This window comes from Ignavibacteriales bacterium (genome assembly GCA_026390815.1).
Classification (GTDB): Bacteria; Bacteroidota; Ignavibacteria; order Ignavibacteriales; family SURF-24; genus JAPLFH01.
In genome coordinates this window covers 23,303-49,847 of the sequence record JAPLFH010000041.1, presented here as the reverse complement: position 1 = coordinate 49,847, position 26,545 = coordinate 23,303, and the positions used below count along the sequence as shown (strand labels likewise).

The window sequence follows — 26,545 nt, the reverse complement described above, 5'->3', positions numbered from 1 at the left end:
TTCTTTATAATAAAGGGAAATGAAAATATAATATGAACAAAAAATTTCTTATATCCGGTTTAATTACCACATTAATTAACCTTTTGCTAAACGCTGCTGCTTATATATTTATTTTAAAAGACTTCTATCAGTCGCATCCTGCTGTATCGGAAGAATTCATGAAGCAACTTCACAAACAACCTGACCAGTTAATAGTGTGGGCTATGGTTGTTACATCATTGGCAATGGGCTTTCTTATAACAACAGTAATTAAATGGTCTGGTGCAAAAACCTTTGTTTCTGGTTTAAAGTATGGATTTGTATTTGCCTTACTCTTTTGGGGTTCAGTTAACTTTGGATTATATGCTTCATCCAACTTTTTTTCTCAAGCAACTGTATTTGTTGATTATGCTTGCAGCGTAACTGCAATGACAATTTCTGGAGCAGTTGCAGCCTGGATGCTAGGTAGAGGGAAAAAAAATTATTAATGCGACATAAGGCCTATAACAGCGTCTTAATACGGGCACTTTTTAACGATTCGGCCTAAGTTACAGTATTGGGTTTAGCTTTAAAAAGTAGGTTGTTGTAAAAAATATTTTTATAAATAAAGGAATAATAAAATTATGATTGTTGATAAAAACATATTAGTTAGACTTTACGTATTGTTTATTCCCATAGCTTATTTCTCATATCTCTTTCATGAATTTGGACACTGGATAGTGGGTGAGATTTTAGGGAATGACATGATTTATAGTCTAAATTATGTTTGGCCCAAAGCGGGGCATTATATAAATGAGAGTCATAATTTATATGTAAGTATTAGTGGACCTGCATTTACGATATTGTTGGCTGTGGTCTCTCTGTTAATATTAGAAAAGTATTCAACAATATATGCCTATCCGGTTTTATTCTTTCAATTTGTACTCCGTTTTTTTTCTCTTGTCTTTGGAGGATTTAGTCAACAAGATGAAGCTAGAGTATCTTCAATTATGGAACTTGGCACATATACAGTAGGAATATTTATCCTTATAATTTTGCTTCTAATTGTTATAAGAGCGAGTTATAAACTCAAGATAGATTTAAAACATAATGGTTATTTTTTTACAGTAAGTATTCTGAGTGAACTTATGGTAATAGCGACTTACAAAATTACAGGTCTTTAGAAAAATCAGTATTAACAGTGCAGCAACGGCAACACTGTTAAACATATTGAAGAAACTTGTTGAGGAAATATTTATGAAAGTTTTAGTTCTCGGTGCTACTGGGGCAACTGGCCGATTGGTTGTTCAACAACTTCTTAACAGAAATGTTGAAACAAAAATAGTTGTGCGCGATATTAATAAAGCATCAACAAATTATCTGAATAATAAGCTGCTGAAATGTGTTGTTGGAAGTGTTTACGAATTTAAACGAGGTAAATATTTGGATTTGATCAATGATTGTGATGCTGTGATTTCTTGTCTTGGACACAATATTTCATTCCGTGGAATATTTGGAAAACCTAGGATGCTTGTTACAAATTGCATAAGAAACATTTGTGAAGCAATTGAAGCAAGTAAGGAGAATAAAGTAAAAGTAATTCTTATGAATACTACTGCAAATAGAAATAGAAAATTAAATGAGAAATATTCGTTGAAAGATAGAATAGTTCTTTCTTTTTTAAGTTTTGCACTGCCTCCTCAAAAAGATAATGTGGAAGTTGCTAAGTATCTTTCAAATACTATAGGTGAAAATAATTCTAAATTAGAGTGGACAGCAGTAAGACCTGATACTTTGATAGATGAGGAGAAAGAAAGTGATTATAAAATTTTTGAATCACCTAAACAAAGTCCTGTTTTCGATGCGGGAAAAACGAGCAGAATAAATGTTAGTTGTTTTATGGCTGAGTTATTGCTGAATGATGAATTATGGAACAAGTGGAAATTTAAAATGCCGGTGATATATAACTATGAAAATTGAACTACAGACCGTTAACCTAGGATTATATGCTTCATCCAACTTTTTTTCTCAATCCACTGTATTTGTTGATTATGCTTGCAGCGTAACTGCAATGACAATTTCTGGAGCTATTGCAGCCTGGATGTTTGGTACAGGGAAACCAAAAACTATAAAATGAAGAACATAATAAGTGTTATAATAATCAGTATCGCCTTCGGTTACACAAATTCCTTTTCCCAAGAGGTATCAACTAAAATATTATTTGAAACTCAGCATCTCTTTACCCTTTCCTCTGGAATGAGTTTGCATACCGTTCGTGATGAGATGATGTCACCACTTATTTATCGAGGCACACAGATTCCGATAGAGTTTTCATATCGTTTCCGTGGTTTATCAAACCGCCATACTTTCTTATTCTATTATGACAATAGCGAACTGAATTCTTCAATTACCAACAAAACTAAAGCATCGCATTATATTAAAAATCTAAATCTGAATTTTGAATATTCATTTGCCACACAAGTTAAAGCATTTGAGGATTTTAATACCACTTGTTTTTTAGGTTCAAGACTCACCAGCATCCTTAATCTTAGAACCCACTATTTTATGCAAGACAAAAGCCACACGTCCGCAGAGCAAATGACTGGACTAGGTATTTACCTTCTAACAGAGACTTCTTTTCAAGATGAATCAAATAATTTCTTAAGAGTAGAGATTAATATTCCATGTATTTCCTATGCACTATTATCTAACCGCTACAATGCAAACGTAAGCGAGAAGTTTGATGATCTTAATTTTGAACAAAGCATTCTTTGGCAGCTTTTTAAAAAAGGCAATTTTATCAGCTTTACTAAACTCTTCGAAATTCAGGCAGATATTTCCTATAATATTTATGTAAGCAACTATATTGGCTTTGGCATACAGTACCGTTTTCAATATTACTCTTTTGAACAGTATGAGTCTCTATCCAGTTCAAAAGTTTTGAACAATCAATTTTTAATTGGTATGACGGCGAAACTATGAAGATAACAAATGCTATTTATATTTTCTTTTTACTTTTCGGTTTTTACGGTTGCGAAAAAATGTTTTTAGAACCAGATCCACAAAATACACCTGAGCAAAATTTCCAAATATTTTGGAATGACTTTGATCGATATTATGCGCAATTTTCTATACGTCACATTGATTGGGATTCAGTCTATACTCTGTACCGTCCACAGATTTCTTCATCCACTACCGAACAGCAACTTTTTAGTCTATTCTCGAACATCGTTAGCGGCATTAACGATATGCATATTGATTTACATACTCCATTTGGCGATGTTTACTGGAAAAGCCTGGCTCCTAGTTCTTATCCCAGCATGAGACTAATCAATGCGTGTAAGTATGTACAATGCGGTTCCCGACAAAATTCTATAATTGAATACAGAACTTGTAAGAATTCTTCCATCGGCTATATGATCATTCCAACTTTTAGCGGTGGGACAGATGGATTATCATTAACCGATGAACGGTATTTGGTAATAGATGAAATACTTTCAAAGTGGAAAGACATGAAAGGTATCATAATTGATCTTAGATGGAATCCTGGAGGTAACGTCATCAATGCCGAAATGGTAGCAGGACGTTTCGCAGATAAATCGCGAGTGTATGCACAGTTTCGCGAGAAGGTTGGACCTGGAAAACAAGATTTTTCTCCATGGAAAAATTCTACTATTGATCCGAAAGGAGCTTACCAATTTCTTAAGCCAGTAGTTGTACTTACAAGTCGTACCACTGCAAGTTCTGCAGAAATGTTTGTTATGGCTATGAGTACTTTTCCGCATGTTAATATTGTTGGTGATACAACTGGCGGTGGAGTTGGCGCTCCTATTTATCGGGAATTACCAAACGGATGGACTTACCGGTTATCAACAAGATATTATGCAGACGATCAACAACGCATAATGGAGGGTGTTGGTATTTTTCCAGATGTTCCAGTACTAACCACAGCCGCTGATTCAGCAAATGGAATTGACAGAATTTTGGAAAAAGGAATTGAAATTATCCAGAATTCGAAATAGACATTTAGTTATTGGTAATATATTTTGAAAAAAAAATGCATGCTTATTCAAAGCTCAATACTTTAATGTAACTAACATAAATATCAATACGTCATACATATGAACAAAAAAGAGGAGTCGGGTATGAACAAAATTTTAAAATTTGGAGAGGATGTTGAAGGTTATAACATTCCTGTACTAAATGAACGGGAAATAAGGGCTGCAGCAGGGATACTATTTATAATTATGTTTATCTCAATAATGTTAGCAGCTCTAAAAGGGGATTTTTTAATGATAAAGTATGCTATAACGATATTTCTTACAGATATTGTAATACGTGTTTTTATTAATCCAAAATTTTCTCCTTCCTTAATAATTGGGCGTTTGATTGTTAGGAAACAAACTCCAGAATATGTTGGTGCAAAACCAAAAAAATTCGCCTGGATAATAGGTATAGTTTTGGCATCCATAATATTCATTCATTTAGTGGTAGTGAATGCATACAGCCCAATAACTGGTCTAGGCTGTATGATTTGTCTGATATTCTTATTTTTTGAAACAGCTTTTGGAATTTGTTTAGGATGTAAATTTTATTCGATTTTTTATAAAGAAAAAGCTCAACACTGCCCTGGTGAAGTTTGTGAGGTAAAATCAAAACAAGATGTTCAAAAAACATCCAAGATTCAGATACTTATTGTTTTTGGATTTATTGCATATATTTTTCTCGCAGTATTTTTATTTAATGATAATTTTAGTAAAAAACCATATGATTTGTTTGGAATTGAAAGTTCATTACAATCAAAATAAAAAATATATTAATGTTTATTGTAGATATACGAGTTTATAAAAAATAAAACATCAAACAGCAGGTAACAAAGGGAAATAATTTACATATAACGTTATAAAGAAGCTTGCAGAGTTATAATCTTGTGTTGGAATAAGCCCCTCCTGATACAAGGCTAACTATGGTGGGCAGGCGCAAAGCGTATTATGGGACTAGTTGTTCTGTTAAATAAATTTTAATTTATAATAGAAAGTTGTTTTTTATATAGCTTCCCTATTCTTGGGCGCCGCTTATCAGCAATGGCGTTAGCTGTTGGCGCCAAGAAAGTGAATTGCATATTGCCTTTCATACAGTGTTAAACACGGAAGGCTTGTAATTAGTACTGATCCAGATTCAACAACTTATCTCGAGGAAACACTATGAAGTCCATTGTTATGTTCTGTGCGCTTTTTTTTCTTTTTCTATCGTGCACTCCTGAAAACGATGAGGTGCTGTCGGTAGAGGCTAAGTATGTTTTGCCTTATCCGGTCGGGCGGGAATATATATGCTCGCAGGAATTCAACGACCCATATTCACACAATGGTACATTCCGCTATGCTGTGGATTTTGCGATGCCAATCGGAACACTTATTACTACCGCCCGAAGAGGTCATGTTGTATATATTCTTGAGAGTTATTCGGACTATGACCAGACTGCAGGTCATGAAAACGTAGTCATCGTTATTCATGAGGATTCGACCTATGCGCGCTATGTTCATCTAACAACAAATGGAGCTTTGGTGAAGATAGGTCAGGCAGTAATACCGGGCGACACCATCGGTATGAGTGGCAATTCAGGGAGCGGAGGTCCACCACATTTACATTTCGATGTTACGAATACCAACAACGGCAGAAGCGACCAGACGATTCCCTTTGATTTCAAGAACACGATACAGCATCCGATAGGATTAATAGAAGGTGTATCATACAAAGCACTTCCATATTAAATCTTGGCAAAGTGAGCCACCAGCTAACCGCTTAAAAAAGAAAAAAATCAATAAAACGGAGAAGTCCAAGGAGAAAAATATTTTTATTTGACAAAGGTAAATTAAAATTTTAAGTTGCTACAAAAATGGGAAGAAGAATAAAATAACGAGAGAAAACCCGATTAATTGAGTATAAATATTCGTCAATTGGGGTGTTGCGGAAATTAGCTTTGAAATAATTTTAATTTTACAAAAGTAAGATTTACGGAGATCTTTAAATAATTTATTCGGCTGTGTTGTATTTTAACATAACACGTCGTTATGTGCTTAGTTAAAATAAAAATATAGAATTATGAATGGAAGAAAATGAATAAAAGCAAAAAATATATGATTACGCAGAACAAAAGACTTATCGCAATTGTGCTAGCTGTAGTGGTTCTACTATTTATACCACTAGTAGCGATGCAGTTCTCAGATGAGGTAAGCTGGACAGTACTCGATTTTGTTGTTGCTGCTATCCTACTACTCGGCACTGGTCTGATGTGTGAATTTATTCTGAGGAAGATAAATCAAATAAAGTACCGAATCGCCATCTGTGTAGTTTTTCTGGCAGCACTCCTCCTCATTTGGGCAGAACTTGCTGTTGGCATTTTCGGGACACCGTTTAGTGGGCACTAAGGTTAGAAAAATAAATCACTGCTGGCAACTAGCAGTTATGCGTCAATTCTTTTTTTTTAACCAAGGTGTAAAAAAAATATTGTTTATTCAGAAAAAAGCGATGGGTTACCAAATCTTGAAAAATTTATGAATAGAATGGAGAAAGCAAAAAGAATTTTATCTAAAGTGTAAAAACACATATAACCTGCCAAACAAGACGGACGACGTTATGTGTTTATAAAATGGTATAAATATAAGGCATAAAAATGGTATTAAAATTCTTAATGAATAATCCGCTTATTACTGGCATGATTACAATACTCTTAATGTGGAGCGATTATTTACTAACTCTTGTACAGGAAAAGGAAAGGAAAGAACATTATTCAAAACACTATAAAAGCTACCCTGTAAATACAATTGAGGGCAACCCGGCGATACAGGAATCAGTAGCAAAACTAAAAATATTTAATCTCCGGCATTTTACAGCTACAATAATCGCAGGTATTGGGCTGCCCGTTGCATTATTATTCATGCCAAACCTACTACAGGAATTTTTCATAGGATTTATCTGGGGAATGTTATTAATAGTTGATACACAACACCTGACAAATGTGCTTGGATACAGAGCAAGTAGAAGAGGTTTACATGGGAAATTATTTCTACATCAGCGAACGGGATTAATTATTCAATCAAGTAGATATTTGGCAATAGCATTATTTTTATTCGTTCTTGCCATGCTTTCCGACTCGCTAATAATTTATGGAGTTACAATTGCAGGTTTCGTTTCCTCACTTAGGTTGTTTATGTTGAGTAAAAAAGTCGCGCCAATCGAAAAGGAAGATTTACCTCCTGAAAATATTAGTAAAGAATAATTATTATGCTAGTAAGAAATATTATAACAGGCAAAGATTATAGGCAATTTCAAAAACACCTAACCGCTTAAAAAAGGAAAAAGTCAATAGTACGGAGAAGTCTAAAGAGAAAAATATTTTTGTTTGAATATGTTAATTAAAATTTTACGCTGCTACAAAAACGAGGTGAAGGATAAAATTCCTTGAGATAACCCATTATTAGAGAATAAGAGATTCGTCATTTTGGGTGTTGAGGAAATTAGCTTTGAAATAATTTTAATTTTACAAAAGTAAGATTTACGGAGATCTTTAAATAATTTATTCGGCTGTGTTGTATTTTAACAAAACACATCATTAGGTAGTGAAGGAGGTTTACTATGAATTTATTTAAAAGTTTCTTTAAGAAAAAAGAAAACCATTTGTGGGAAACTGTAAATATTTCTTCTTCAGATTCACCTTTTCAAATTGATCCGCAAAAAATAACCCATAGCATATTAGTATTGGAAGACGATAAAAATTGTGATTCTGAAAAACTATATAAAGTTTTAAATGAATTACAGAATGATTTAAATCCAGAAATGATGGAGTTTTTAGAAAAGCATAATTTATCTTCAAATATTAAAAGCACATTTATATTAACAGATAATGTTACTTCATCTGTTATCCCAACTCTTAAGAAGTTAGGTTTAGCTGAAACACATTCAGCCTTTGTTAGAGCACCTTTAATTACATTGGATGATGATAAATCACAGCAAACTGTTTTGGTTCTATTTCTTTTTGAGGATAGTTATCGAAGATGTATTATTTCAGATATTTCTTGTCAACCAATGCTATCTAAATCATTTTTATACTTGGATTCATTTCAATTTTTTCACTTTGACTGTTTGGATACATTAACAAAATTTATTATTGACGATTTTAATATCTCCGAAGCAAATAGAATCTTATATGTTGGGGGTCTTCCTTTACAGATTACCTTAAAAAATAATAAAACACAATACGAGCAAACAATTAAAAACATTAAAAAGAAAATATTTTTAAATGATGTGTGTAGCTTATCAAAACTTTGTAACTTAGCTAAAGAAATCAGGCTATATGAATCCAGTGCAATTTTAATTTCTAACTTTCCAAGGGATTGGAATCCACCATCATACCAATATTTTGATAGTAGCGGGAATACGTTAGTTGCTAAATCTCTAATAAATACTTCATTGCAAATATGTAACTCTAATTCTCGAAATTGCAGTATATCTATTTATTTCGAAGGTATTTTTGCTACAAGTTATATAAAATCAGTTTTGGCTTCGCAAGGATGTCCACCAAAGACTCCTTTATCTTGTAAAATATTATCATTTTCAGAAGATAGTAATTTATTAATTGACCAACGTAATTATCTAAACGAGACTGATACTTGTAATCAAAAGTTGGAATTAATCAAAGCTTGTGAACGGTTTGATGAACTTTCACAAAGTAATCCTGAGCGCAAGAATCAGCCAACATATAAGGGAAATATTTTAATCCAATGATTAGAAAGATAATATGTAAATACAATATACTACCTAACGTTATAAAGGATTAAAAGGAAGCTTGCTGAGTTATAATCTTGTGTTGGAATAAGCCTCGATTAACTACAAATTTACCTATGGTGGGCAGGCGTAAAGCGACTAATGGGACTATTTGTAATTTGGATAAATTATTTATGGCAAGGAAAATGTATTAAGGTGGAAAGTTAAACTTATTTAGCTGTTACTCCACCATCAACAACCATAACTGAACCTATCGTAGATTTAGATTCATCTGATGCAAGGTATACAGCCATTGAAGCTATTTCATCGGGAGAAACTAATCTTCCGTGAGGTTGTCTTTCGATCATAGATTTTTTTGCTGCTGATGGATCTGCATAAGTTTGCGTTATTCTTTCAATCCAGGGTGTATCAACTGTACCTGGTGCAATGCAGTTAATCCGGATGTTATCATTTATATGATCAATAGCAGCGGCACGGCTCATCGCAATTATACCGCCTTTGGAGGCGGAGTAAACTGCACGATCTGCTAATCCGACCAGAGCAGCGATTGATGAAATATTTATAATTGATCCGCCCCCAGTTTTTTTCATTAATGGAATTGCGTATTTCATTCCAAGAAAAGTTCCTTTTAAGTTAACATCAATTACACGCTGCCAATCACTTTCCAAAGTGTCGGGAAGTTTACTTGCCAATCCGATCCCCGCATTGTTTACCAATACATCAAGTCCAGCAAATTCTCTTTCACAGAAATTAATAAGAGATAAAAAATTTTCTGCTGAAGTAACATTTAGTTCGAAAGGTTTTGCTTGATCAAGTAATTCATCACTTAGTAATTTTGCTGACTTCAGATCGATATCAGCGACTATCACTTTAGCGCCTTCATTAACAAACATTTTAACGATTGCTTTCCCAATACCAGAAGCTCCGCCGGTTACAATTACACGTTTACCATCAAGGCGTTTCATAATACTTTTACCTTATTAATTAATTTTCCAATATGTTGAACTTCTGTTATTATAACATCACCATTCTGCAGGTAAATTGGCGGCTTACGAATAAACCCAACGCCACTTGGCGTACCGGTAGAAATTATATCTCCAGGTTCAAATGTAAATGAATTTGATAAAACCGAAATAAGTTCAGCCACGCTGAATATCATATCTTTTGTTGAGGCGTTCTGTAAAATATTATTATTAACTTCACAGGTAAGTTGAAGATTTTGTGGATCATTGATTTCATCTTTTGTGATTAAATACGGACCCATCGGACAAAAAGTATCCAGTGATTTTCCTCTAACCCATTGACCATCTTCAAATTGAATATCCCGTGCAGAAACATCATTAATAATTGTATAACCAAAAACATATTGAAGCGCATTTTCTTTTGTAACATTTTTTGCCTGCTTGCCAATTATTACAGCAAGTTCAACTTCATAATCAACTTTATCAGTAACTGATGAAGGAATAATTATCGGATCATATGGCCCTGTAATTGAAGAATTGAATTTTGTGAATACAAGTGGATGTTTTGGCAATTCCATTTTTGATTCTGAAGCGTGATCAATATAATTAAGTCCTATTGCTACGATCTTACCGGGCTTTCTAAGTGGTGCATCAAGATCTTCATTCTTATATGGAATAAACTCATTATTCAAAGCCAGTTTATTTTTTACTTCACCTAACACATCAGTCCCGGCAGATATGAGTTGCTCAAGTGAGCCGGTAAATCCTAACTTACTTAATAAAACATATCCATCATCAAAACATACTGCCGCCCCTTTGTTTTTAATTGCTCCAAGTTTCATTTATTATCCTTGATAAAATTTAAGTTTACTTTAGCTTGTACTTTAAGTTGATTGTTATCGGTTATTTCAATTCCATCTTTAAACTCTTTAATTGATTTTACTCTTCCAAAGTTACCGGGTATTTTAACCACACCAAATAAATATGGAATTGTAATCACTTTGTTTGGCGACAATTCAATAAAAGTTTTAAATCCCCGTTCATTAAGGAAATTCTTTTCTACTGATGCTTTATGCCCAAGATGGAAGAAGCTTGCTGTTTCTTCTATACCAATTACATTTTTATGTCTTGATGAAAATGGAGGATAATATCTTCCACCATTGCTTAACCAAACTACTGTATTTGGCAAAATATTTTTATTCTTAATTGAATACCATAACCAACGTTTATCCGGGCAGCTTACTGCTGACCATCCGAATGGAATATCTTGTTTAGAAATTATCATAAATAGATCTTCGTGGTTTGTATCGAAAGGATAAACAGATGCATCAATAAGATTCCCGTCAGATCTCTGAATCAAAGTAAGATCAGAAAATTGCTGTGGATATTTTAGGATAGATTTTCCAAGTCCTGGATCTGTCTCCACTGCTTGTGATGGAGTTCCACCAAAAGCGAAATCTGAAAAGCTAATAAAACAATTGTTGGGTATTTTCAACATTGCGTGATGACCGACCGGAATTTTGCCATCACCTCCAACGAATGTATGCTTTTGGTATATAACTGATTCATCGTCATTAATATTAATTTCTTTTATTAATTCAGAACCAGAAATTTTTTTGGAAAGCTTTAGTTTGATTGATGATTTGGTTGTTTGAATATCGTCCCATTTATCATTTGCAGATGTGCCGTGAGCACGGGATTCATCTACAAGTAAATCACTATCACCAAAAGGAGCGCAGAAAAAATCACCACGTAAATATTGAAGCATTGGTGGAACTGATGGATCGAGTTCTTCATTTGTCCAGGGAGAAATGTGCATTGGTTCAATAATTTCTTTATCAAAGAAAAAGCGAACAGGGAATAGATGACCACATTCTTTTAATATTCCTACTTCAACACAAGAATTTTTAATTAGGAGAGTTTTCATTTTCTATAAATTTTTTCATTGTCTTTGTAAAGAATTCCATCTTCAATAAGTTCATTCACCTGAACTTCGAGCATTGCAAATCCTCTGAACTCAAGCTGCTTGTTCATACGGTTGCACACATTTTTCCATAAACTTGGGAAATCAATTCCATTTGCTTCTTTTATCACTACGTGCTCAACATCGTTCAGAAATATTTCTGTTGTTCTAATTGCGTCCAAGGCTTTTTCTTTTTTTAGCGGATAATGATGTGCTGCAAGTACTCTATTTATTTTACCTTCAGCAATCATTTGCTTCATTTTATTTAAACTATTTTTGAATCCGCGGGCAGTCTGAAATCCATGAAAGAATGGAGCAGCCAAAGCAAGAAGAATATCACCGGTAAAAAGATCACCTGTTAAATGATTTAAGAATCCAACTTCTTCCAGTTTATGACCTGGTAAAGCAATTGTCTCCAATTCGATATCAATTCCAGGTCGAAATGTTGTACCTTCAGTTATTAAAGTATCAACATTAACAGTACCATCCATCAAACCAAGAATTTCTTCCCTTTGTTCTTGTGTATCCGGAAGATGTTCTGAAGGAATGCAAAACTCTTGATAATGTGTTTCCAAATTTTCAATCCAGGCGATTGCCCCAGCCGCAAAAAATTGTGCGCCTGTTAATTTCTTTACGGCAACATTGCATCCAATATGATCTGCATGAACGTGGGTGATAAGTACATTCCGGATATTTCTAGTTTCGTTGCATAAGGAAATAAGCTGGTCGCGCATGCTTTTTATTCCGGTATCAATTAGGATGGAATATTCTTTTCCCCGCAAAGCATAAATATTAAGTGGAACCCCGGGCATTAGTTCCTTAGTTGTATAAAAAATATTGTTGTCTAATTTCATTTTACATCTCTAATTCTATGTTTGGATCAGCATAATTTTTTTCCGGCATAACAGTAAACCAGTTTGGTCTGCCGGGGTCCCTGTCATACTGGTAACCACCAAGTTCTTTGAACAATTCAGAATATTGTTTCATTTTATCATAATCAAGTTCTACTCCTAATCCGGGTAAAGTTGGAAGTTTAATTTTTCCATCAACATATTTCATCTTTCCACCTTTTATAATATCATCAGTTAAATGATGGTAATGTGCATCGGCAGCAAATCCAAGGTTGGGGAGTGAAGCTCCCAAATGAAGCATTGTTGCAAGCTGGATTCCAAGCTCACCGGATGAGTGAACACTTGTACCAAACTGAAATGTTTCTAAAACTTGTCCTGCTTTATACGCCTGGCGTAAACCGCCCCAAAATGTTGTATCTAATAAAATCACATCAACAGATTCTGAGCGGATGTTTGAGGCAAGTTGTTCAAAATTAATTACAACAGTATTTGTAGCTGTTGGAATCTTTACAAATTGTCTTACCCGTCGCATTCCTTCCAATCCAAAAGTTGGATCTTCAAAATAATCATTGTTTAAATGCTCAATTGCTTTTCCAACTTTAATAGATTCTTCAACACTCCAGATACTATTGGGATCTAATCGTAATGAAGCTTTAGGAAATTCAGAGGCAATCGCTTTATAAACTTCTACATCATGTTCAGGTGAGAAAACACCGCCTTTTAATTTGTGAGTTTTAAAACCATACCTGGTAGTTAAGTCTATTGCATGTTTCACCATTTGCTCAACCGAAGATTCACCACCAAGTCCAGATTTTTTGTCTTTATACCGATAGAAAAGATAGCTGGCAAAGGGTATTTCTTCTCGTACAGCGCCACCTAATAAATCACATGCTCTTATCGCAAGAAATTTTCCTGCTAAATCCATGCAGGCAAATTCAATTGCAGCGTGTATCTGATATCTGTTATTATATAATGAAGCAACAGGATTCATAATTTTCCATCTCAACTGTTCAAGTTGAAGAGGATCGTGCCCCACTAAATAACTTTTTAATGATCGGAAAGTATTTTCGGCTGACTCGCCGCCTCCGCCCATTTCGCCCAGACCTATCAAACCATTATCTGCAATTACTTCAACAATAGTTCTTACAAATCTTCCCCAATGTGCACCATTAGCATGTCTTAAAGGTGCTTCAAGCGGAACAGTTACTGTGGTTGCTTTAATATCTACTATTTTCATTTTTAATCCCTGGATGTTTTTGGTTCACCGCCGATAGGAAGAAGCAATCCTCCATCTACCAGATAACAGGCACCTGTAACAAACGAGGCTCGTTCAGAAGCCAGAAACGCAACAACTTCTGCAACTTCTTCTGCTTTGGCAATTCTTCCAACAGGGTGCATGCTTTTGCAATTTTCATAAACAGATTCCGGATCAGGATCAAGTGAAGCAGCATAATGCAGCATTGGTGTATCAACCGTGCCGGGTGCAACGCAGTTTACGCGTATTCCATCGCGGGCATAATCTATAGCCATACTTCTTGTTAAGCCAATCAAAGCATGTTTGGAAGTTGTGTACGCTGCAACATTTCTTTGTGTGGCAAATGCCTGTACGGAAGTCATATTAACTATGCTTCCTTTGGTTTTCTTAAGATGTGGGATGGCGAACTTACACATATAAAAAACACTTTTTAGATTAATGTTCATCACTTCATCCCATTCATCTTCTGGTGTTGATTCAACCGTTCCATAACGTTGAATACCTGCATTATTTGAGAGGATGTCTAATTTGCCATAAAGATTAATTGCATTCTGAACAGCATCAGAACAGTCCTGGATATTTGAAACATCAGCTTTAAAGAATTCCGCATCATTTCCATCTGCTTTGATTTCCGAAATGGTTTTGAGTGCAGCTTCTTCGGCTCTGTCAACTATAAGTATCTTTGCGCCCCTGTTAGCAAGTAGCCTGGCAACTGCGCCACCAATGCCCATGGCTCCTCCGGTAATTAAAGCTACGTTATTCTGGAATTCTGTTTTGTCGTTCATATTGATTTAATTTTATTGTAGAAAAAATTTTATACCATTTTTATTCTAACAGCTTTAAAAAACCTGGACCAAATAATTACTTTCAATTGATATAAAAGTAACGCAATAAAATAATTTATTAAATTTTTCTTGACAAAAGAATTTTTACAAGTTAAGTTTGTCCATGTCCATATGTATGGACATATGCACATGGAAAATAAGTAATAAATTGATAAATGTACAATTAAAATTTTTTATTGAATTATGGTAATAGAAATAAATCATAAAAGTGCACTTCCTCTACATGTTCAAGTTGAGAGGATGCTGAGAGAAATGATTGAGCTGCCGGAATACAGCAAAGGTAAATTGTTACCTAACGAAGTTGAGCTTGCAAAAAGATTAGGAATATCCCGTAATACTGTTAGACATGCCACTAATCATTTGGTATATGAAGGACTTCTTGTTAGAAAAAAAGGGATTGGAACAAGAGTATCCAATACCAACAATGTTGTTACCAGGTTAGACAACTGGCATAGTTTTACACAGGAAATGAATGGGAAGGGGATTGCATTTAAAACTTATGAAATTGATGTTAATTGGATAATACCGGAAGATGCAGTAACAAAATTCTTTTCTATACCGCATGATAAAGAAGTTATTTGTATGGAAAGACTGCGCGGTTTAGATGAAGGACCAATAGTTTATTTTATTTCTTATTTTCATCCAAGAGTTGGTTTATCCGGTAAGGAGGATTTTAGTAAACCTCTTTATAAATTGCTGGAAGAAGAGTACGCCACAGTGGTTGCTACTTCCCGTGAAGAGATAAGTGCAAAACTTGCCGATGAAAAGATTGCAAAAAAATTAAAGATCAAAGTTGGTTCTCCGGTTCTTAAAAGAAAAAGATTTGTACTCGATCCCGGTGGAAGACCGGTAGAATTCAATATCGGTTATTATAATGCTGAACATTTTACTTATTTGATTGAGATTCAAAATGGAAAGTAGAATAGATTTAAAAGTCGGGAAGATGATGTAACGTTTCTATAAAACAGTACTCTGGTTCAAATGAGGTTAAGATAAATAAATATTTAAGTACTAACTAAATCCAGAAGAATGAAACACTTAATTAACATTGTACTAAGTCTGGCTGCTTTAATTGCTATGGGCTTATTCTTGTTTATGCCGGATAGCAAACCTCCAGTTGATGGTAAAATAAGATTAAAATACTGGATGGTTAGTGCATTGAAGGAATTGCCATTTCATGTAACTGAATTTAACCGTACTCATCCAAATATCATTGTGGAGTCAACACCTCTTCCATGGAACGAACACGAAAAAAAAATTCTTACATCAATATTAAGTGAAGATCCGCCGGATTTAGTTTTCCTTGTTACTCCCGTAGCAAAATGGGCTACAAGATTGGCTCTAACACCACTCGATGATTTGATAAAGCGGGATTCGTTTGATTCAACTATTTTCTTTTCTGCACTTTGGGAAGAAATGCGATTTAAAGATAATATCTACGCGCTACCGCTTTACTCAAACTCTTATGCATTCTTCTACAATAAAAAATTATTTAGAAAAGCCGGATTAGATCCAGAAAAACCTCCTAAAACTTGGAATGATGTTGTGGAATATTCATTAAAGTTGACTATGAAAGATTCTAAAGGGAATTTTACTCAGATGGGATTTATACCAACTTATGGAAATGTTCAAACCTCAGTACTAATGGCATGGGAACTTGGTGCCCAAATGCTATCGGATAATGGGACAAAAGTTAGTTTGACAAATCAACCTACTTTAGATGCTTTTAATTGGATTGTTAATTTTTATAACCAGTATAATATAAAAGATGTTTCTTCTTTTATAGCAGGATTTGGGTTTGCAGAACAACACGGTTTTATTTCTGAAAAACTTGCAATGATGGTTCTGGATAATTCATTTCCGGATCAAATTAAATTATATAATAAAAATCTTGATTATGGTGTAGCAGAAATTCCAACCTTTGAAGGATATGCACCAGTTTCTTCAACTGGCAGCTGGTGGTTAGCTATTCCACGAGGTGCTAAAAATAAAGAAGCAGCATGGGAGTTAATGAAATTTGCTGTTCAAAAAAATATCCAGCTAACAGAAGCAGAAAGACAGAAAGAGCTTTTGTTCCCATCAAATAAATTAGCAGCAAATGATCCTGCATTTTTATCTCTTAATCATCCGAACAAAATTTTTGTCGATCTACTTGAACACAGTAAAACTCCAACAATTGTACCGCTTGCACACGATGTATTTTGGCGAGAGTTTATGGGTGCGCAGGAACGCGTTATTCACAAAATTCAATCTCCACTGGAAGCATTGATGCAAGCAGAAAAAACGATTCAAATGCATTTAAATGAAACGATAGAATATGATAATTATGTTCGAAGTAAAGTTTCAATCAATTGAAAGAATTTATGATCAATTTAAAAATAAATAAGTTAAACAAACAGCAGGCAACCTCTGGAATCCTTTTTATGGTGCCTTGGTTTATTGGATTTCTTATTTTTGGGCTCTACCCAATGATCATGTCTATTTACTATAGCTTATGCCGGTATGATGTTTTAAGAATTCCACAATTTATTGGATTAGGAAATTATCAGAAATTGATTTTTGAAGATCCATATTTCTGGACTTCAATATCAAACACTTTAGTTTATACAATACTCAGAGTTCCACTTTGCATCATCGGTTCCTTACTGCTGGCGGTATTGGTAAATAATGCAGTTAGCGGTGTAAAATTTTTTAGAACTATTTATTTCATCCCTTCAATTGTTACCGGGGTTGTTCTATCAGTAGTTTGGTTGTGGATGTTCAATCCCCAGTTTGGATTAATAAATTCCTTCCTTGCATATATGGGAATCCCTGGACCACTATGGCTGCTTGATCCAAATTGGTCAAAACCATCAATGGTGCTAATGAGTGTATGGTCAATTGGTGGCGGAAGAATGCTGGTATTCCTTGCTGCTTTACAAGGTATCCCCAAACATCTTTATGAGGCAGTTGATATTGACGGAGGTGGATGGCTGGCAAAGTTTAGAAACATAACAATTCCAATGCTTTCACCGGTAATATTTTTATGGTCAGTTCTGGAAATTATTTTTTCCTTACAGGTTTTTGTTGAGGCTTATATTATGACTCAGGGTGGTCCGCTCAATTCCACTATGTTTTATAATCTTTACTTATATAATAAGGCGTTCAATGATTTTGAAATGGGTTACGCTTCTGCACTTGCCTGGCTGTTGTTGGTTATCAGTCTTGTTATAACGGTAATCCAATTCCGGCTAAGCAAAAGGTGGGTGCATTATGATGGAGGTGCGAGGTGAAAATTCCCCAAAGCAGAAAAATTATTAAAAGCACTTTTCTATATCTTCTGCTGTCTGCCTTTGCTTTATTCTTTATCATTCCATTCTTGTGGATTCTTTCAACCTCCCTTAAAGGAGATGCACAAATATTTACTATCCCTCCGCAATGGATTCCGACGGTGTTTCATTGGGATAATTATTCTAAAGTTTTTGAAAGGATTCCATTTCTTTTATTTGTGAAAAATTCAGTTTTTGTTTCAGCAATAACAATCACCGGTACCGTATTATCCAGTTCCATTGTTGCATATTCTTTTGCCTGTCTTAATTGGCCCGGTAAAAACTTTTTATTCATTATTGTTCTTGCATCTATGATGTTACCAATCCAGGTAATTATGATCCCGGTCTTTGTCTTTTTTAAAGAGATCGGATGGTTGAATAGTTTTAAACCGCTTACGCTTCCATCATTCCTGGGCGGAAGCGCATTTAATATTTTTCTTCTAAGACAATTTTTCCTTTCAATCCCAAAAGATCTTTTAGATTCTGCAAGGATTGATGGTTGTTCAGAATTCAGAATCTATTGGAATATTGTTTTACCCAATGCAAAACCTGCTCTTGCTACAGTTGCAATATTAACTTTTATGTTTTCGTGGAATGATTTTCTTGGTCCATTAATTTATTTATCAGATCAGGCAAAAGGAACTATCGCACTGGGTCTGGGAATGTTTGTTGGTCAGAATGTTACGGAATGGTCTTTGTTAATGGCTGCATCAATGTTGATGATGTTACCGATGCTTTTAATTTTTTTCGTATTCCAGAAATATTTTATTCAAGGTTTTATAATGAGCGGCTTAAAAGATTGATACACAATAATCTATTCAGGTATTAAAATGGAATTAAATAATTTTTGCAAATTGAAAAAATCATCACGAATAAAAGTTGTTTCAATTCTAAAAATCATCCTTCCGATTTTGTTTTTTTTATTTCATTCAAATATTATGGCTGGGAACTCCGGCAAGATACAGGGATCGGTGATTGATAAAAAAACTGGTGAAAAACTCCCCGGTGCAAATGTAACAATAATCGGAACAACTTACGGATCGGCTACAAATTTAAATGGGGAATATTTTATTCTGCAGGTTCCGCCTGGTGAGTACACACTTAAATTTTCTGTAATTGGTTATAAAGATTTTATTGTGCAGGATGTTAAAGTTAGCTCTGAGCTTACTACTAGAATTGATGCTGAGCTTGAGGAAACTACCCTGGATATTGGTGGTGTAGTAGTTGTAATTGCGCAAAGACCGGTCATTCAGAAGGATGTTACTGCAAGCATTCAATTTCTTGGTGCGGAAGAAATGATAAGATTACCTGTTATCGATGCAAAAGAAGGATTGTTCGTTCAAGCGGGAGTTTTCTTAGATCCAATTCCTGTTGTTGGTGGATTAGGTTCTGCCGGAAGAGGTGAAACCAGATATTCAATAAGAGGCGGAAGCCAGGATGAAATTAAATGGTTCTTTGATGGAGTTAGAACTGCATCGCTGGTAAATGGTAGAGCGGATTGGGGTGGCTCTTTTACTAATCTTAATATGAATTCCATTCAGGAAGTTCAGATAATGACAGGCGGGTTTACTGCAGAATACGGTGAAGCGCAATCAGGAGTAATTAGCGTTGTAACTAAAGAAGGTGGGGAAAAATTTAATGCGTCCATAGATTATATTTATGGGTTTCCAGGTCAGCATCATTTTGGAAATTATCTTTACGATCCTGGTACACAAAAAGAATTTATTGATAATACACTTCCTGATGGCTCGCTTAACCCAGCCTGGTGGACACCTTACAGGCAAAATCAAATATATGATTATCGGAAAATTCCGGATCACACACTTTATGCAAGCTTTGGCGGACCATTGCTAACATTGAATGAAATACCTGTTAGATTTTTTCTCTCAACTCAATTTAAAAGACAGGCATATTCACTTCCTCACCCTCGTCCTTCACGGAACACTGAAAATTTATTCTTTAATCTTTCAACACGCGGAAAGGATATTAGACTTAGACTTAATGGAACTTATAATCATGATGCGCATTCAACTCTTCAGGAAAATGGAGATTTTACAAGCCAGGCAAAGTATTACCGAGGTTGGGGTTCTTTAATAGATACCTACAACTGGAGCCTTGCAGGTTTGTTTACACATGTTGTTAATAATGATCTGTTTTATGAATTAAAACTAAGTTCATATAACATAGATTTTCATGAAAGTCCAAGCGAGTTTACTGAATTAGGAAGAAGTAAGAATCCAACACTTTTTGGTTTTATGAGATATGATGGTTATGAGGATGAACCTTTCGATCAATTTTCTCCGGTTCTAAAAAATAAGGTTTCATCGGGAGATGTTTCGCTTGTAGGAAATCTGAACTGGCAATTCAATTCGAGTAATCTTTTAAAAGCGGGGTTTGAATTCCGTTATAATACTTATTCTGAAAAAGAAAGCTCGAGATTTCCATCTTTTACAGAAAATCCAGACGATTGGATAAATAGAGGACTGAATGAAACATATCATCCACTTCAATTTGCTTTTTACATTCAAAATAAAATGGAATTTGAAAGTATGATTTTAAATATTGGATTACGTTACGATTATTTTGATCCGAATAGAATGTGGTTTGAAAGATCAAATTATTTTAATCTTGCTATTGATCCTTTATATGATGCAACAAAAGATCCGGATCTTGATCAGGTGGATTCTCTTGGCAGAGTTAAATATTCCTACGAAAATGTGCTTAACAAAAAACGGATTCCTGCAAAATCCTATAATATGATAAGCCCGCGCTTTGGTGTGTCATTCCCGATTACAGAAAATTCGCTGCTCCATTTTAATTACGGGCATTACTATCAAATGCCGCCATTAGATCAAATGTTTGAGTTCCTTTACTTTAAACCTGTTAACCTTGTTGAAAAAATTATTGCAGAAAGAATTCTTGCGGCACAGCAAGGCAGGGAACCGAATCATATTCCATCGAATGATGGTGACCCTGAAAGAGTAGTAGCTTATACAGTTGAACCACTCAAACCTCAAAAAACTATAATGTTTGAAGTTGGAATTAAGCACAACTTTAGTGACTTCATTGTTTTGGATGTTACGGCATTTTATAAAGATGTATTTGATCAGACTGATGAGCGGGTTGGATTGTTTGACAGATCGGTTAAAGGATACGATCCATTTAAAAATCAAATTTCACCAAATCAATCTTTTGCTGCCTTTTTTCCGGGAGACTACGGAGATTCAAGAGGATTTGAAATTTCGCTTAGATCTCTTTTTAGCAAATACATGAACATCGATCTCAATTACAGCTTTTCAAAATCAACGACTGGAAGAGCGAGTCCTAAAAGAGTTACGTTTGATGCGAATGGTAATGCCACTTACGAATGGGATACTGAAGTGAACAAAAGAATTCCGACAGAAAGAAGTTTTAGCCGTCCGCATATTCTTCGGGCAAATCTATTTTTAAGTTATCCAGAACCTGAAGAAAATTCAGTTATAAATTCAATAATGAGCGGAATGAGTTTGAGCATTCTTTACAGATTTGTAAGCGGTCAGACATTTACTTATCTGCAGCCAAATGATCCACCAGATACTTATGATAATTACCGCTATCCAGCAAGCCATAATGTTGATTTGAAAATTGATAAGCTGATAAAAATATCCGGCTCGCATGAATTTACTGTTTATTTACAAATCACAAATCTTTTAAATACAAAAAACCTTCGTTCGTATGGGGATGTAGTTTTTGATGCAAACGCAACCAAAGATTATGTGGAATCAGGAAAAATTTCTTCAGTTGATGCTTCTGGCTATGATATTAGCTGGCAGAATTATTATGATAAACGACGTTTTTATTTTGGCGTTAAATATTCATTCTAAATTAAGTATGTGGAATTAAAATGAATAAAATGAAATCTTTAATAGTTGGTTTTGCCCTTATTACATCGGTATCGGCGCAGGTTCGCAATGCTGATTTCAAAATTCACGATAGGGGAAATCTCTGGGAAACAATGAAGGACAATGGAACAATCGGTGCTCCAAGTCCAACGAACAGGTTTGAATATTACCCAAGTATGGATTGGCCCGGCGGTCCGAATAAAATGAATAAAGATGATCAACGATCTTATACAGTAGGCGCCGGAATGTGGATCGGTGGAAAAAAATCCGATGGATCAATTTTCTTTACTGAGAACGGTCCATTTGATTTTGTAGATAATGGAACTTTTGAAGCCATACAAAAAACTGAAAACTTACTTGGTTCAACAACTTATAATCCCGCAGAAGCGGAGCAGATAATTATTGCTAAATGGAAAACCACGGAGAATATTTCTATTGAAAGAAAGAGCCGCGTCTGGAGTTTTCCCTTACTAAATAATTTTGTTATTTGTGAATATGTAATTACTAATCAAAATACCTCTGCTATAAATGATGTTTACGTTGGATTCCCAAATTTAATTAGACCAAGCTATCAGGATTTTGTTGTGCATAACGGATGGGGAGATGATTTTAACAGAACTGATGATTTTGTTGCTTATGATTCAACAAGAAAAATGATTTACTCCTGGGATGACACTCCAAACTTTAGCATTCCAACTGATATTGGTAATTTCCTGGAATCGGCTGGTGAATTGAGAACAACAGGATATGCAGGATTTTCATTTTTGTATACTGATCCGTCATCTGATAACCGTTCTCAACCTTCAAATATTTTTTGGGCGCAATTACTTAACAACGAAAGATTTTTTTCAATTCAAAGCTCGACTGCACAAAGCTTGTTTAACATTTTAAATGGAACAGATAAAACTCTTCAGGCAAAAGCTGAGGATCATCTTACTCCGTTTATTTTGATGAGTGCAGGTCCTTACAATTTAGTTCCGGGTGCATCTATCAGAATTGTTACAGCCGAAGCAGTGAACGGAATTCCATTAGAAAAAGCATTGCTGGGATTAAGTTCTCAGTCATTATTGCCAAATGGATTAGACTCATTGAAGAAAACGATGGATAGAGCAAGGAATCTTTTTCAGAATAACTATCGCGCAGCGTCAGTTCCGCCACCATCACCAACTACTGAAATTTATCCACTTCCATCAAATAAAACCATTGCACTTGCCTGGTTACCAGTTGAAAACAATTGGGTAAATCCAATTTCCGGTAAAGCAAATTTTAAAGAATACAGAATCTACCGCAGTGATAGATCGTTCATAGGTCCATTTACAATGATACGCAGGATAGATCCGAAAAAAACTACTGACAAAACAAGATATTATGATTCAGAAAATAACAAATGGGTTTTCGAAGATCAGTCTATTAGTCTTGGTGCCGGATATTTTTATGCTGTTACATCGCTTGATAGTGCAGGGCAGGAGAGTTGGTTAACTAACAGAAACGAAACTGCAATAACAGCTACAAGAAGTGCAACACCAAATGCGCTTAATGTTAAAGTGTTTCCAAATCCTTTTAAGGAAGTTTCCGGTTTTCCAACTTCCGGCACGGAAAATTTTATTGTGTTTTCAAATTTACCGGCTGCTTGTAAAATTAGAATTTACACTTCAAGCGGTGAACTGTTAAGAACTCTTGACCATGAAAATTTGAATTCCGGTGAGGAAGTGTGGGATCAGCTTACCAATGCACGACAAAGAACTTCACCAGGAATATATTTTTATACTGTTGAATCTACCGTGGGTAATGCTCAAGGTACACTAATAATAATCAAGTAAAAGGTTTTCAGATGAAAAGATTATCTAAAATTTTAATAACAATAATTTTGATGCTGATTCCGATTAAAGAAAATCTTGCTCAGCTTGATTACGGTTTTGATTTTTCTAAATCCGGAACCGCTGGATTACAATTTCTAAAAATTGGTACCGGAGCAAAAGAAAGTGCAATGGGAGAAGCAGTTACAAGTCTTGTAAACGATGCAAATTCAGTATTCTGGAATCCTTCAGGAATTGCTTATGTAGAAAACTTTCAAGTATTTTTTTCGCATAATAGTTGGATTGCAAACAGTAAACATAATTCGGCTGTGTTTGCTTTTCCAATGGCGACTTTTGTTTTTGCAATAAGTGCTGCAACTCTTCAGATAGCTGAGTTTGAAGAAACAACAGCACTATTACCCGATGGAACCGGAAGAATGGTAAGCGCCGGAGATTATGTGTTTGGTTTAGCTGCTGCAAGAAGATTTACAGATCGGCTATCGATTGGAATGCAGGTAAAATATGTTCATGAGAAACTTGATGATTATTCAATCAATAATATCCTTTTTGATGTGGGAGCCATTTACGCTACAGGATTCAGAGATTTAACACTCGGATTTTCACTTCAACATTTTGGACCCGATATGCGTTTGTTAAATCAGGACTTCAGAACACCGCTTCTTTTCAGAATAAGCGCTTCAGATAAATTAAAGATCAGTGAAGATTTCATTTTAACTGGTGCTGCAGAACTTGTTCACCCAACTGATAATAATGAATGGGTGAATCTCGGTGCTGAACTTCAATTATTAAAATATATTGCAGTAAGAGGAGGACATAGAATTAATGTTGATGAGGGAAAGTGGAGTTTAGGATTGGGATTAACCCCACCGGTATTTGGTGGTATATCAACCAGATTTGATTACGCTTTTGTTCTTTCAGAAAATGTTTTTGATAACGTGCACAGGTTTTCAGTAATGATAGGACTTAATTAAGATGAACTTGAAGAAATTTAAATATTTGACAATCGCAATATCACTTTCTGTTTTGCCTTTTTTTAATGGGTGTTTATTTGAATCGGTTAAACAACCAACATCTGCACAGCCCGGAGAAATTATTGATGTTAGTTTGACAATAACTGATAATATAGTACCGGAACCAAATGCGCACAAAGGAATACTTGGTATTATTGCTCCAGTCGATTGGGAATTGATATCAGCATCGTATTCTTCCGTTTTAGGTAATGGAACTCTAAGTATTTCTTCTGAATGGAAGGATTCCATAGATCTATATTATCCGGCTAATCAGTTTGGATCAAATATGAAATGGATTGTTCTGATCTCTGATCAGGGTTATGCCTATAATAATATCAGTTCATTTAATGTTCAATTGAAATTGAAAGTTGGACAAACACAGGGATGTTTTAATCTTGGATATTTAACAACAAAAGCTACTTCGGGATTAGTATCTTCAGGAAATCCAACCTGGGTTTCAATTTCTTATCCGCATCCTATTGGTGTTCCGGATTCAAATTTATGCCGGGTTACTTATAAAACTCGTTCTGCTGTGGAATGGAATAATCTTCTTGATAGAAAAAGCGGCTGGACAGGAGCAGATGGAATTTACTCAATTCCATTAAATGAATATGATGCCCCTTCAAATAATCCGGCTGGCAATCAATTAATTTTATTTAGCGATACATTTATTGGTGAAGTTGATAGCTCCAACCACAGACTTAATGCTAAGCTTGTAAATAATACTTTAGCTTTATTGCAAAGTAACAATCCAGATTCAAATGAAATTAAATTTTTCTGGGGGAAAGATTCTGGTAATTCTCCTAAGGCGGTTTTTGTTCCTGCTACACCAAATGCAAAACCAGGGGATTGGTACTGGTTGATGGATGGAATTTCATTAAGCGATACCATTTATGTTTTTGCTCTGCGGTTAAATGGTACTATCGGGGGCTTGGGTTTTGAAGTAAATGGAGTGGCTTTATTAAAGTTTACTTTGGATGAACAGAAATTTATTTCCAATGTTCAACAGTTTGATACACCGTTGTTTGTTAAAAATGAAGCCGCTAATTGGGAAATTGTTTTGGGACAGGCTATAATGCCAATGACAAGTAATTCCGGTAATCCGTTTCCTGATGGATATATTTATATTTATGGACCACGAAGCGGTTCAACTGGAAAGGAACTTGTAGCTGCCCGTGTTCTTCCTGAAGAAATAGAAAACTTTTCTCTATGGCAATTTTGGAACCGAACTAATTGGGTGAGTGGGATTGAAAACTGTGCTCCGATAACCAATGGCATATCACAGGAATTCAGTGTATCCCCGGTTAAAGACGGAAATTATTTATTAGTTTTTCAAACTAGTAATAGCGTTGCAATTAAAATTGGTGAAAGCCCAACTGGTCCATTTGGTATTTCCCAATCCATTTATAATTGTCCAGAAATTTTAATCGATCCTGATATTTTTGTTTATAACGCAAAAGCTCATCCAAATTTATCTAACCTTGATGAATTGCTGATTAGTTACAACGTGAACTCATATAGTTTTTGGGATCATTTTAACAATGCTGATATTTATAGACCCAGATTTATTTATCTAACAATTAATGATTCCACTACATCAGTAACAAATAATGATAATAATTTACCGGCTGACTTTAAGCTAAATCAGAATTATCCTAATCCTTTCAATCCATCAACAAGAATATCTTTTAGTGTTCCAAAGAAATCGAATATTTCTATAAAAATATTCAATGCACTTGGTGAGATGATTTCTGAAATATTAAATAGAAATTATAGTGCTGGCAATTGTGAAATTAGTTTCGATGCTTCATCCATCTTGGGAGGATTGGCATCAGGAGTTTATTTCTACAGAATGGAAGCCGGTGAATTTGTTCAAACAAAAAAAATGATTTTAATTAGATAAAGTGAGTT

At 34.8% G+C, this 26,545-nt stretch carries 25 protein-coding genes; 19 read left to right on the top strand and 6 right to left on the bottom strand.

Annotated elements, in window-relative coordinates; all coding sequences use genetic code 11:
* Window positions 1-32 precede the first annotated feature (32 nt).
* The 11 genes from NTX22_12920 (at window position 33) to NTX22_12870 (ending at window position 8,742) form a co-directional block, all read left to right on the top strand.
* Window positions 33-467: a hypothetical protein gene (locus NTX22_12920; GenBank protein MCX6151426.1), complete on the top strand. Its 435-nt coding sequence runs from the start codon at window positions 33-35 to the stop codon at window positions 465-467.
* A gap of 135 nt (window positions 468-602) precedes the next feature.
* The gene (locus NTX22_12915) at window positions 603-1,142 is read left to right on the top strand and encodes a hypothetical protein (GenBank protein ID MCX6151425.1); all 540 of its coding nucleotides are present in this window, start codon (window positions 603-605) and stop codon (window positions 1,140-1,142) included.
* Between the two features lie 73 nt (window positions 1,143-1,215).
* A complete protein-coding gene (locus NTX22_12910; protein ID MCX6151424.1) occupies window positions 1,216-1,938 on the top strand; it encodes an SDR family oxidoreductase in 723 nt (240 codons plus the stop codon).
* Window positions 1,928-2,095 carry a hypothetical protein gene (locus NTX22_12905; GenBank protein MCX6151423.1) on the top strand — a complete coding sequence of 56 codons (168 nt, stop codon included), beginning with the start codon at window positions 1,928-1,930 and terminating at the stop codon, window positions 2,093-2,095. The genes NTX22_12910 and NTX22_12905 overlap by 11 nt, the downstream gene beginning before the upstream one ends.
* A complete protein-coding gene (locus NTX22_12900; protein ID MCX6151422.1) occupies window positions 2,092-2,940 on the top strand; it encodes a hypothetical protein in 849 nt (282 codons plus the stop codon). Before NTX22_12905 ends, NTX22_12900 begins: the two co-directional genes overlap by 4 nt.
* Complete coding sequence (locus tag NTX22_12895) at window positions 2,937-3,980, top strand: S41 family peptidase (GenBank protein MCX6151421.1); 1,044 nt, start codon at window positions 2,937-2,939, stop codon at window positions 3,978-3,980. The genes NTX22_12900 and NTX22_12895 overlap by 4 nt, the downstream gene beginning before the upstream one ends.
* 123 nt (window positions 3,981-4,103) lie before the next feature.
* Complete coding sequence (locus tag NTX22_12890; protein MCX6151420.1) at window positions 4,104-4,766, top strand: DUF4395 domain-containing protein; 663 nt, start codon at window positions 4,104-4,106, stop codon at window positions 4,764-4,766.
* 396 nt (window positions 4,767-5,162) lie between these two features.
* Window positions 5,163-5,729 (top strand): M23 family metallopeptidase, encoded by a 567-nt coding sequence (locus NTX22_12885; GenBank protein ID MCX6151419.1) that lies wholly within the window; start codon window positions 5,163-5,165, stop codon window positions 5,727-5,729.
* Window positions 5,730-6,074: 345 nt separating this feature from the next.
* Window positions 6,075-6,386: a hypothetical protein gene (locus NTX22_12880; GenBank protein MCX6151418.1), complete on the top strand. Its 312-nt coding sequence runs from the start codon at window positions 6,075-6,077 to the stop codon at window positions 6,384-6,386.
* 245 nt (window positions 6,387-6,631) lie between these two features.
* Window positions 6,632-7,237: a hypothetical protein gene (locus NTX22_12875; GenBank protein MCX6151417.1), complete on the top strand. Its 606-nt coding sequence runs from the start codon at window positions 6,632-6,634 to the stop codon at window positions 7,235-7,237.
* A 356-nt stretch (window positions 7,238-7,593) separates the two neighbouring features.
* A complete protein-coding gene (locus tag NTX22_12870) occupies window positions 7,594-8,742 on the top strand; it encodes a hypothetical protein (GenBank protein ID MCX6151416.1) in 1,149 nt (382 codons plus the stop codon).
* Window positions 8,743-8,951: 209 nt separating this feature from the next.
* Here the strand turns inward: NTX22_12870 and NTX22_12865 are convergent, their stop codons facing one another.
* Genes NTX22_12865 through NTX22_12840 form a run of 6 tightly spaced genes read right to left on the bottom strand, consistent with a single transcriptional unit; the run spans window position 8,952 to window position 14,558 of the window.
* Window positions 8,952-9,707, bottom strand: a complete 756-nt coding sequence (locus NTX22_12865; protein ID MCX6151415.1) for a glucose 1-dehydrogenase — start codon at window positions 9,705-9,707, stop codon at window positions 8,952-8,954.
* A complete protein-coding gene (locus NTX22_12860) occupies window positions 9,704-10,546 on the bottom strand; it encodes a fumarylacetoacetate hydrolase family protein (protein ID MCX6151414.1) in 843 nt (280 codons plus the stop codon). Before NTX22_12860 ends, NTX22_12865 begins: the two co-directional genes overlap by 4 nt.
* A complete protein-coding gene (locus NTX22_12855) occupies window positions 10,543-11,631 on the bottom strand; it encodes a hypothetical protein (GenBank protein ID MCX6151413.1) in 1,089 nt (362 codons plus the stop codon). Before NTX22_12855 ends, NTX22_12860 begins: the two co-directional genes overlap by 4 nt.
* Window positions 11,628-12,521 (bottom strand): MBL fold metallo-hydrolase, encoded by an 894-nt coding sequence (locus NTX22_12850; GenBank protein ID MCX6151412.1) that lies wholly within the window; start codon window positions 12,519-12,521, stop codon window positions 11,628-11,630. The genes NTX22_12855 and NTX22_12850 overlap by 4 nt, the downstream gene beginning before the upstream one ends.
* 1 nt (window position 12,522) lies before the next feature.
* The gene (locus NTX22_12845) at window positions 12,523-13,755 is read right to left on the bottom strand and encodes a hypothetical protein (protein MCX6151411.1); all 1,233 of its coding nucleotides are present in this window, start codon (window positions 13,753-13,755) and stop codon (window positions 12,523-12,525) included.
* Window positions 13,756-13,757: 2 nt separating this feature from the next.
* Window positions 13,758-14,558 (bottom strand): SDR family oxidoreductase, encoded by an 801-nt coding sequence (locus tag NTX22_12840; GenBank protein ID MCX6151410.1) that lies wholly within the window; start codon window positions 14,556-14,558, stop codon window positions 13,758-13,760.
* Window positions 14,559-14,801: 243 nt separating this feature from the next.
* On the opposite strand from NTX22_12840, the gene NTX22_12835 reads away from it, so the two are divergent.
* The 8 genes from NTX22_12835 to NTX22_12800 all read left to right on the top strand — a co-directional run bounded on the left by NTX22_12835 (window position 14,802) and on the right by NTX22_12800 (window position 26,537).
* Window positions 14,802-15,539 carry a GntR family transcriptional regulator gene (locus NTX22_12835; GenBank protein ID MCX6151409.1) on the top strand — a complete coding sequence of 246 codons (738 nt, stop codon included), beginning with the start codon at window positions 14,802-14,804 and terminating at the stop codon, window positions 15,537-15,539.
* A 108-nt stretch (window positions 15,540-15,647) separates the two neighbouring features.
* A complete protein-coding gene (locus tag NTX22_12830) occupies window positions 15,648-16,973 on the top strand; it encodes an ABC transporter substrate-binding protein (protein MCX6151408.1) in 1,326 nt (441 codons plus the stop codon).
* An 8-nt stretch (window positions 16,974-16,981) separates the two neighbouring features.
* Window positions 16,982-17,890 carry a sugar ABC transporter permease gene (locus NTX22_12825; protein MCX6151407.1) on the top strand — a complete coding sequence of 303 codons (909 nt, stop codon included), beginning with the start codon at window positions 16,982-16,984 and terminating at the stop codon, window positions 17,888-17,890.
* A complete protein-coding gene (locus NTX22_12820; protein ID MCX6151406.1) occupies window positions 17,887-18,729 on the top strand; it encodes a carbohydrate ABC transporter permease in 843 nt (280 codons plus the stop codon). Before NTX22_12825 ends, NTX22_12820 begins: the two co-directional genes overlap by 4 nt.
* 168 nt (window positions 18,730-18,897) lie before the next feature.
* A complete protein-coding gene (locus NTX22_12815) occupies window positions 18,898-21,789 on the top strand; it encodes a TonB-dependent receptor (GenBank protein ID MCX6151405.1) in 2,892 nt (963 codons plus the stop codon).
* Window positions 21,790-21,809: 20 nt separating this feature from the next.
* Entirely contained in the window at window positions 21,810-23,627 is a 1,818-nt protein-coding gene (locus tag NTX22_12810) for a hypothetical protein (GenBank protein MCX6151404.1), read from the top strand.
* An 11-nt stretch (window positions 23,628-23,638) separates the two neighbouring features.
* Window positions 23,639-24,595, top strand: coding sequence for a PorV/PorQ family protein (locus tag NTX22_12805; GenBank protein MCX6151403.1), 957 nt, complete (start codon window positions 23,639-23,641; stop codon window positions 24,593-24,595).
* Between the two features lies 1 nt (window position 24,596).
* Window positions 24,597-26,537: a DUF4185 domain-containing protein gene (locus NTX22_12800; protein ID MCX6151402.1), complete on the top strand. Its 1,941-nt coding sequence runs from the start codon at window positions 24,597-24,599 to the stop codon at window positions 26,535-26,537.
* The last annotated feature ends 8 nt before the right edge of the window (window positions 26,538-26,545 follow it).

Excerpts from the sequence above, each read along its gene's own strand:
- NTX22_12920 (MCX6151426.1), top strand. The coding sequence starts at position 33 with ATGAACAAAAAATTTCTTATATCCGGTTTAATTACCACATTAATTAAC.
- NTX22_12915 (MCX6151425.1), top strand. The coding sequence starts at position 603 with ATGATTGTTGATAAAAACATATTAGTTAGACTTTACGTATTGTTTATT.
- NTX22_12910 (MCX6151424.1), top strand. The coding sequence starts at position 1,216 with ATGAAAGTTTTAGTTCTCGGTGCTACTGGGGCAACTGGCCGATTGGTT.
- NTX22_12905 (MCX6151423.1), top strand. The coding sequence starts at position 1,928 with ATGAAAATTGAACTACAGACCGTTAACCTAGGATTATATGCTTCATCC.
- NTX22_12900 (MCX6151422.1), top strand. The coding sequence starts at position 2,092 with ATGAAGAACATAATAAGTGTTATAATAATCAGTATCGCCTTCGGTTAC.
- NTX22_12895 (MCX6151421.1), top strand. The coding sequence starts at position 2,937 with ATGAAGATAACAAATGCTATTTATATTTTCTTTTTACTTTTCGGTTTT.
- NTX22_12890 (MCX6151420.1), top strand. The coding sequence starts at position 4,104 with ATGAACAAAATTTTAAAATTTGGAGAGGATGTTGAAGGTTATAACATT.
- NTX22_12885 (MCX6151419.1), top strand. The coding sequence starts at position 5,163 with ATGAAGTCCATTGTTATGTTCTGTGCGCTTTTTTTTCTTTTTCTATCG.
- NTX22_12880 (MCX6151418.1), top strand. The coding sequence starts at position 6,075 with ATGAATAAAAGCAAAAAATATATGATTACGCAGAACAAAAGACTTATC.
- NTX22_12875 (MCX6151417.1), top strand. The coding sequence starts at position 6,632 with ATGGTATTAAAATTCTTAATGAATAATCCGCTTATTACTGGCATGATT.
- NTX22_12870 (MCX6151416.1), top strand. The coding sequence starts at position 7,594 with ATGAATTTATTTAAAAGTTTCTTTAAGAAAAAAGAAAACCATTTGTGG.
- NTX22_12865 (MCX6151415.1), bottom strand. The coding sequence starts at position 9,707 with ATGAAACGCCTTGATGGTAAACGTGTAATTGTAACCGGCGGAGCTTCT.
- NTX22_12860 (MCX6151414.1), bottom strand. The coding sequence starts at position 10,546 with ATGAAACTTGGAGCAATTAAAAACAAAGGGGCGGCAGTATGTTTTGAT.
- NTX22_12855 (MCX6151413.1), bottom strand. The coding sequence starts at position 11,631 with ATGAAAACTCTCCTAATTAAAAATTCTTGTGTTGAAGTAGGAATATTA.
- NTX22_12850 (MCX6151412.1), bottom strand. The coding sequence starts at position 12,521 with ATGAAATTAGACAACAATATTTTTTATACAACTAAGGAACTAATGCCC.
- NTX22_12845 (MCX6151411.1), bottom strand. The coding sequence starts at position 13,755 with ATGAAAATAGTAGATATTAAAGCAACCACAGTAACTGTTCCGCTTGAA.
- NTX22_12840 (MCX6151410.1), bottom strand. The coding sequence starts at position 14,558 with ATGAACGACAAAACAGAATTCCAGAATAACGTAGCTTTAATTACCGGA.
- NTX22_12835 (MCX6151409.1), top strand. The coding sequence starts at position 14,802 with ATGGTAATAGAAATAAATCATAAAAGTGCACTTCCTCTACATGTTCAA.
- NTX22_12830 (MCX6151408.1), top strand. The coding sequence starts at position 15,648 with ATGAAACACTTAATTAACATTGTACTAAGTCTGGCTGCTTTAATTGCT.
- NTX22_12825 (MCX6151407.1), top strand. The coding sequence starts at position 16,982 with ATGATCAATTTAAAAATAAATAAGTTAAACAAACAGCAGGCAACCTCT.
- NTX22_12810 (MCX6151404.1), top strand. The coding sequence starts at position 21,810 with ATGAATAAAATGAAATCTTTAATAGTTGGTTTTGCCCTTATTACATCG.
- NTX22_12805 (MCX6151403.1), top strand. The coding sequence starts at position 23,639 with ATGAAAAGATTATCTAAAATTTTAATAACAATAATTTTGATGCTGATT.
- NTX22_12800 (MCX6151402.1), top strand. The coding sequence starts at position 24,597 with ATGAACTTGAAGAAATTTAAATATTTGACAATCGCAATATCACTTTCT.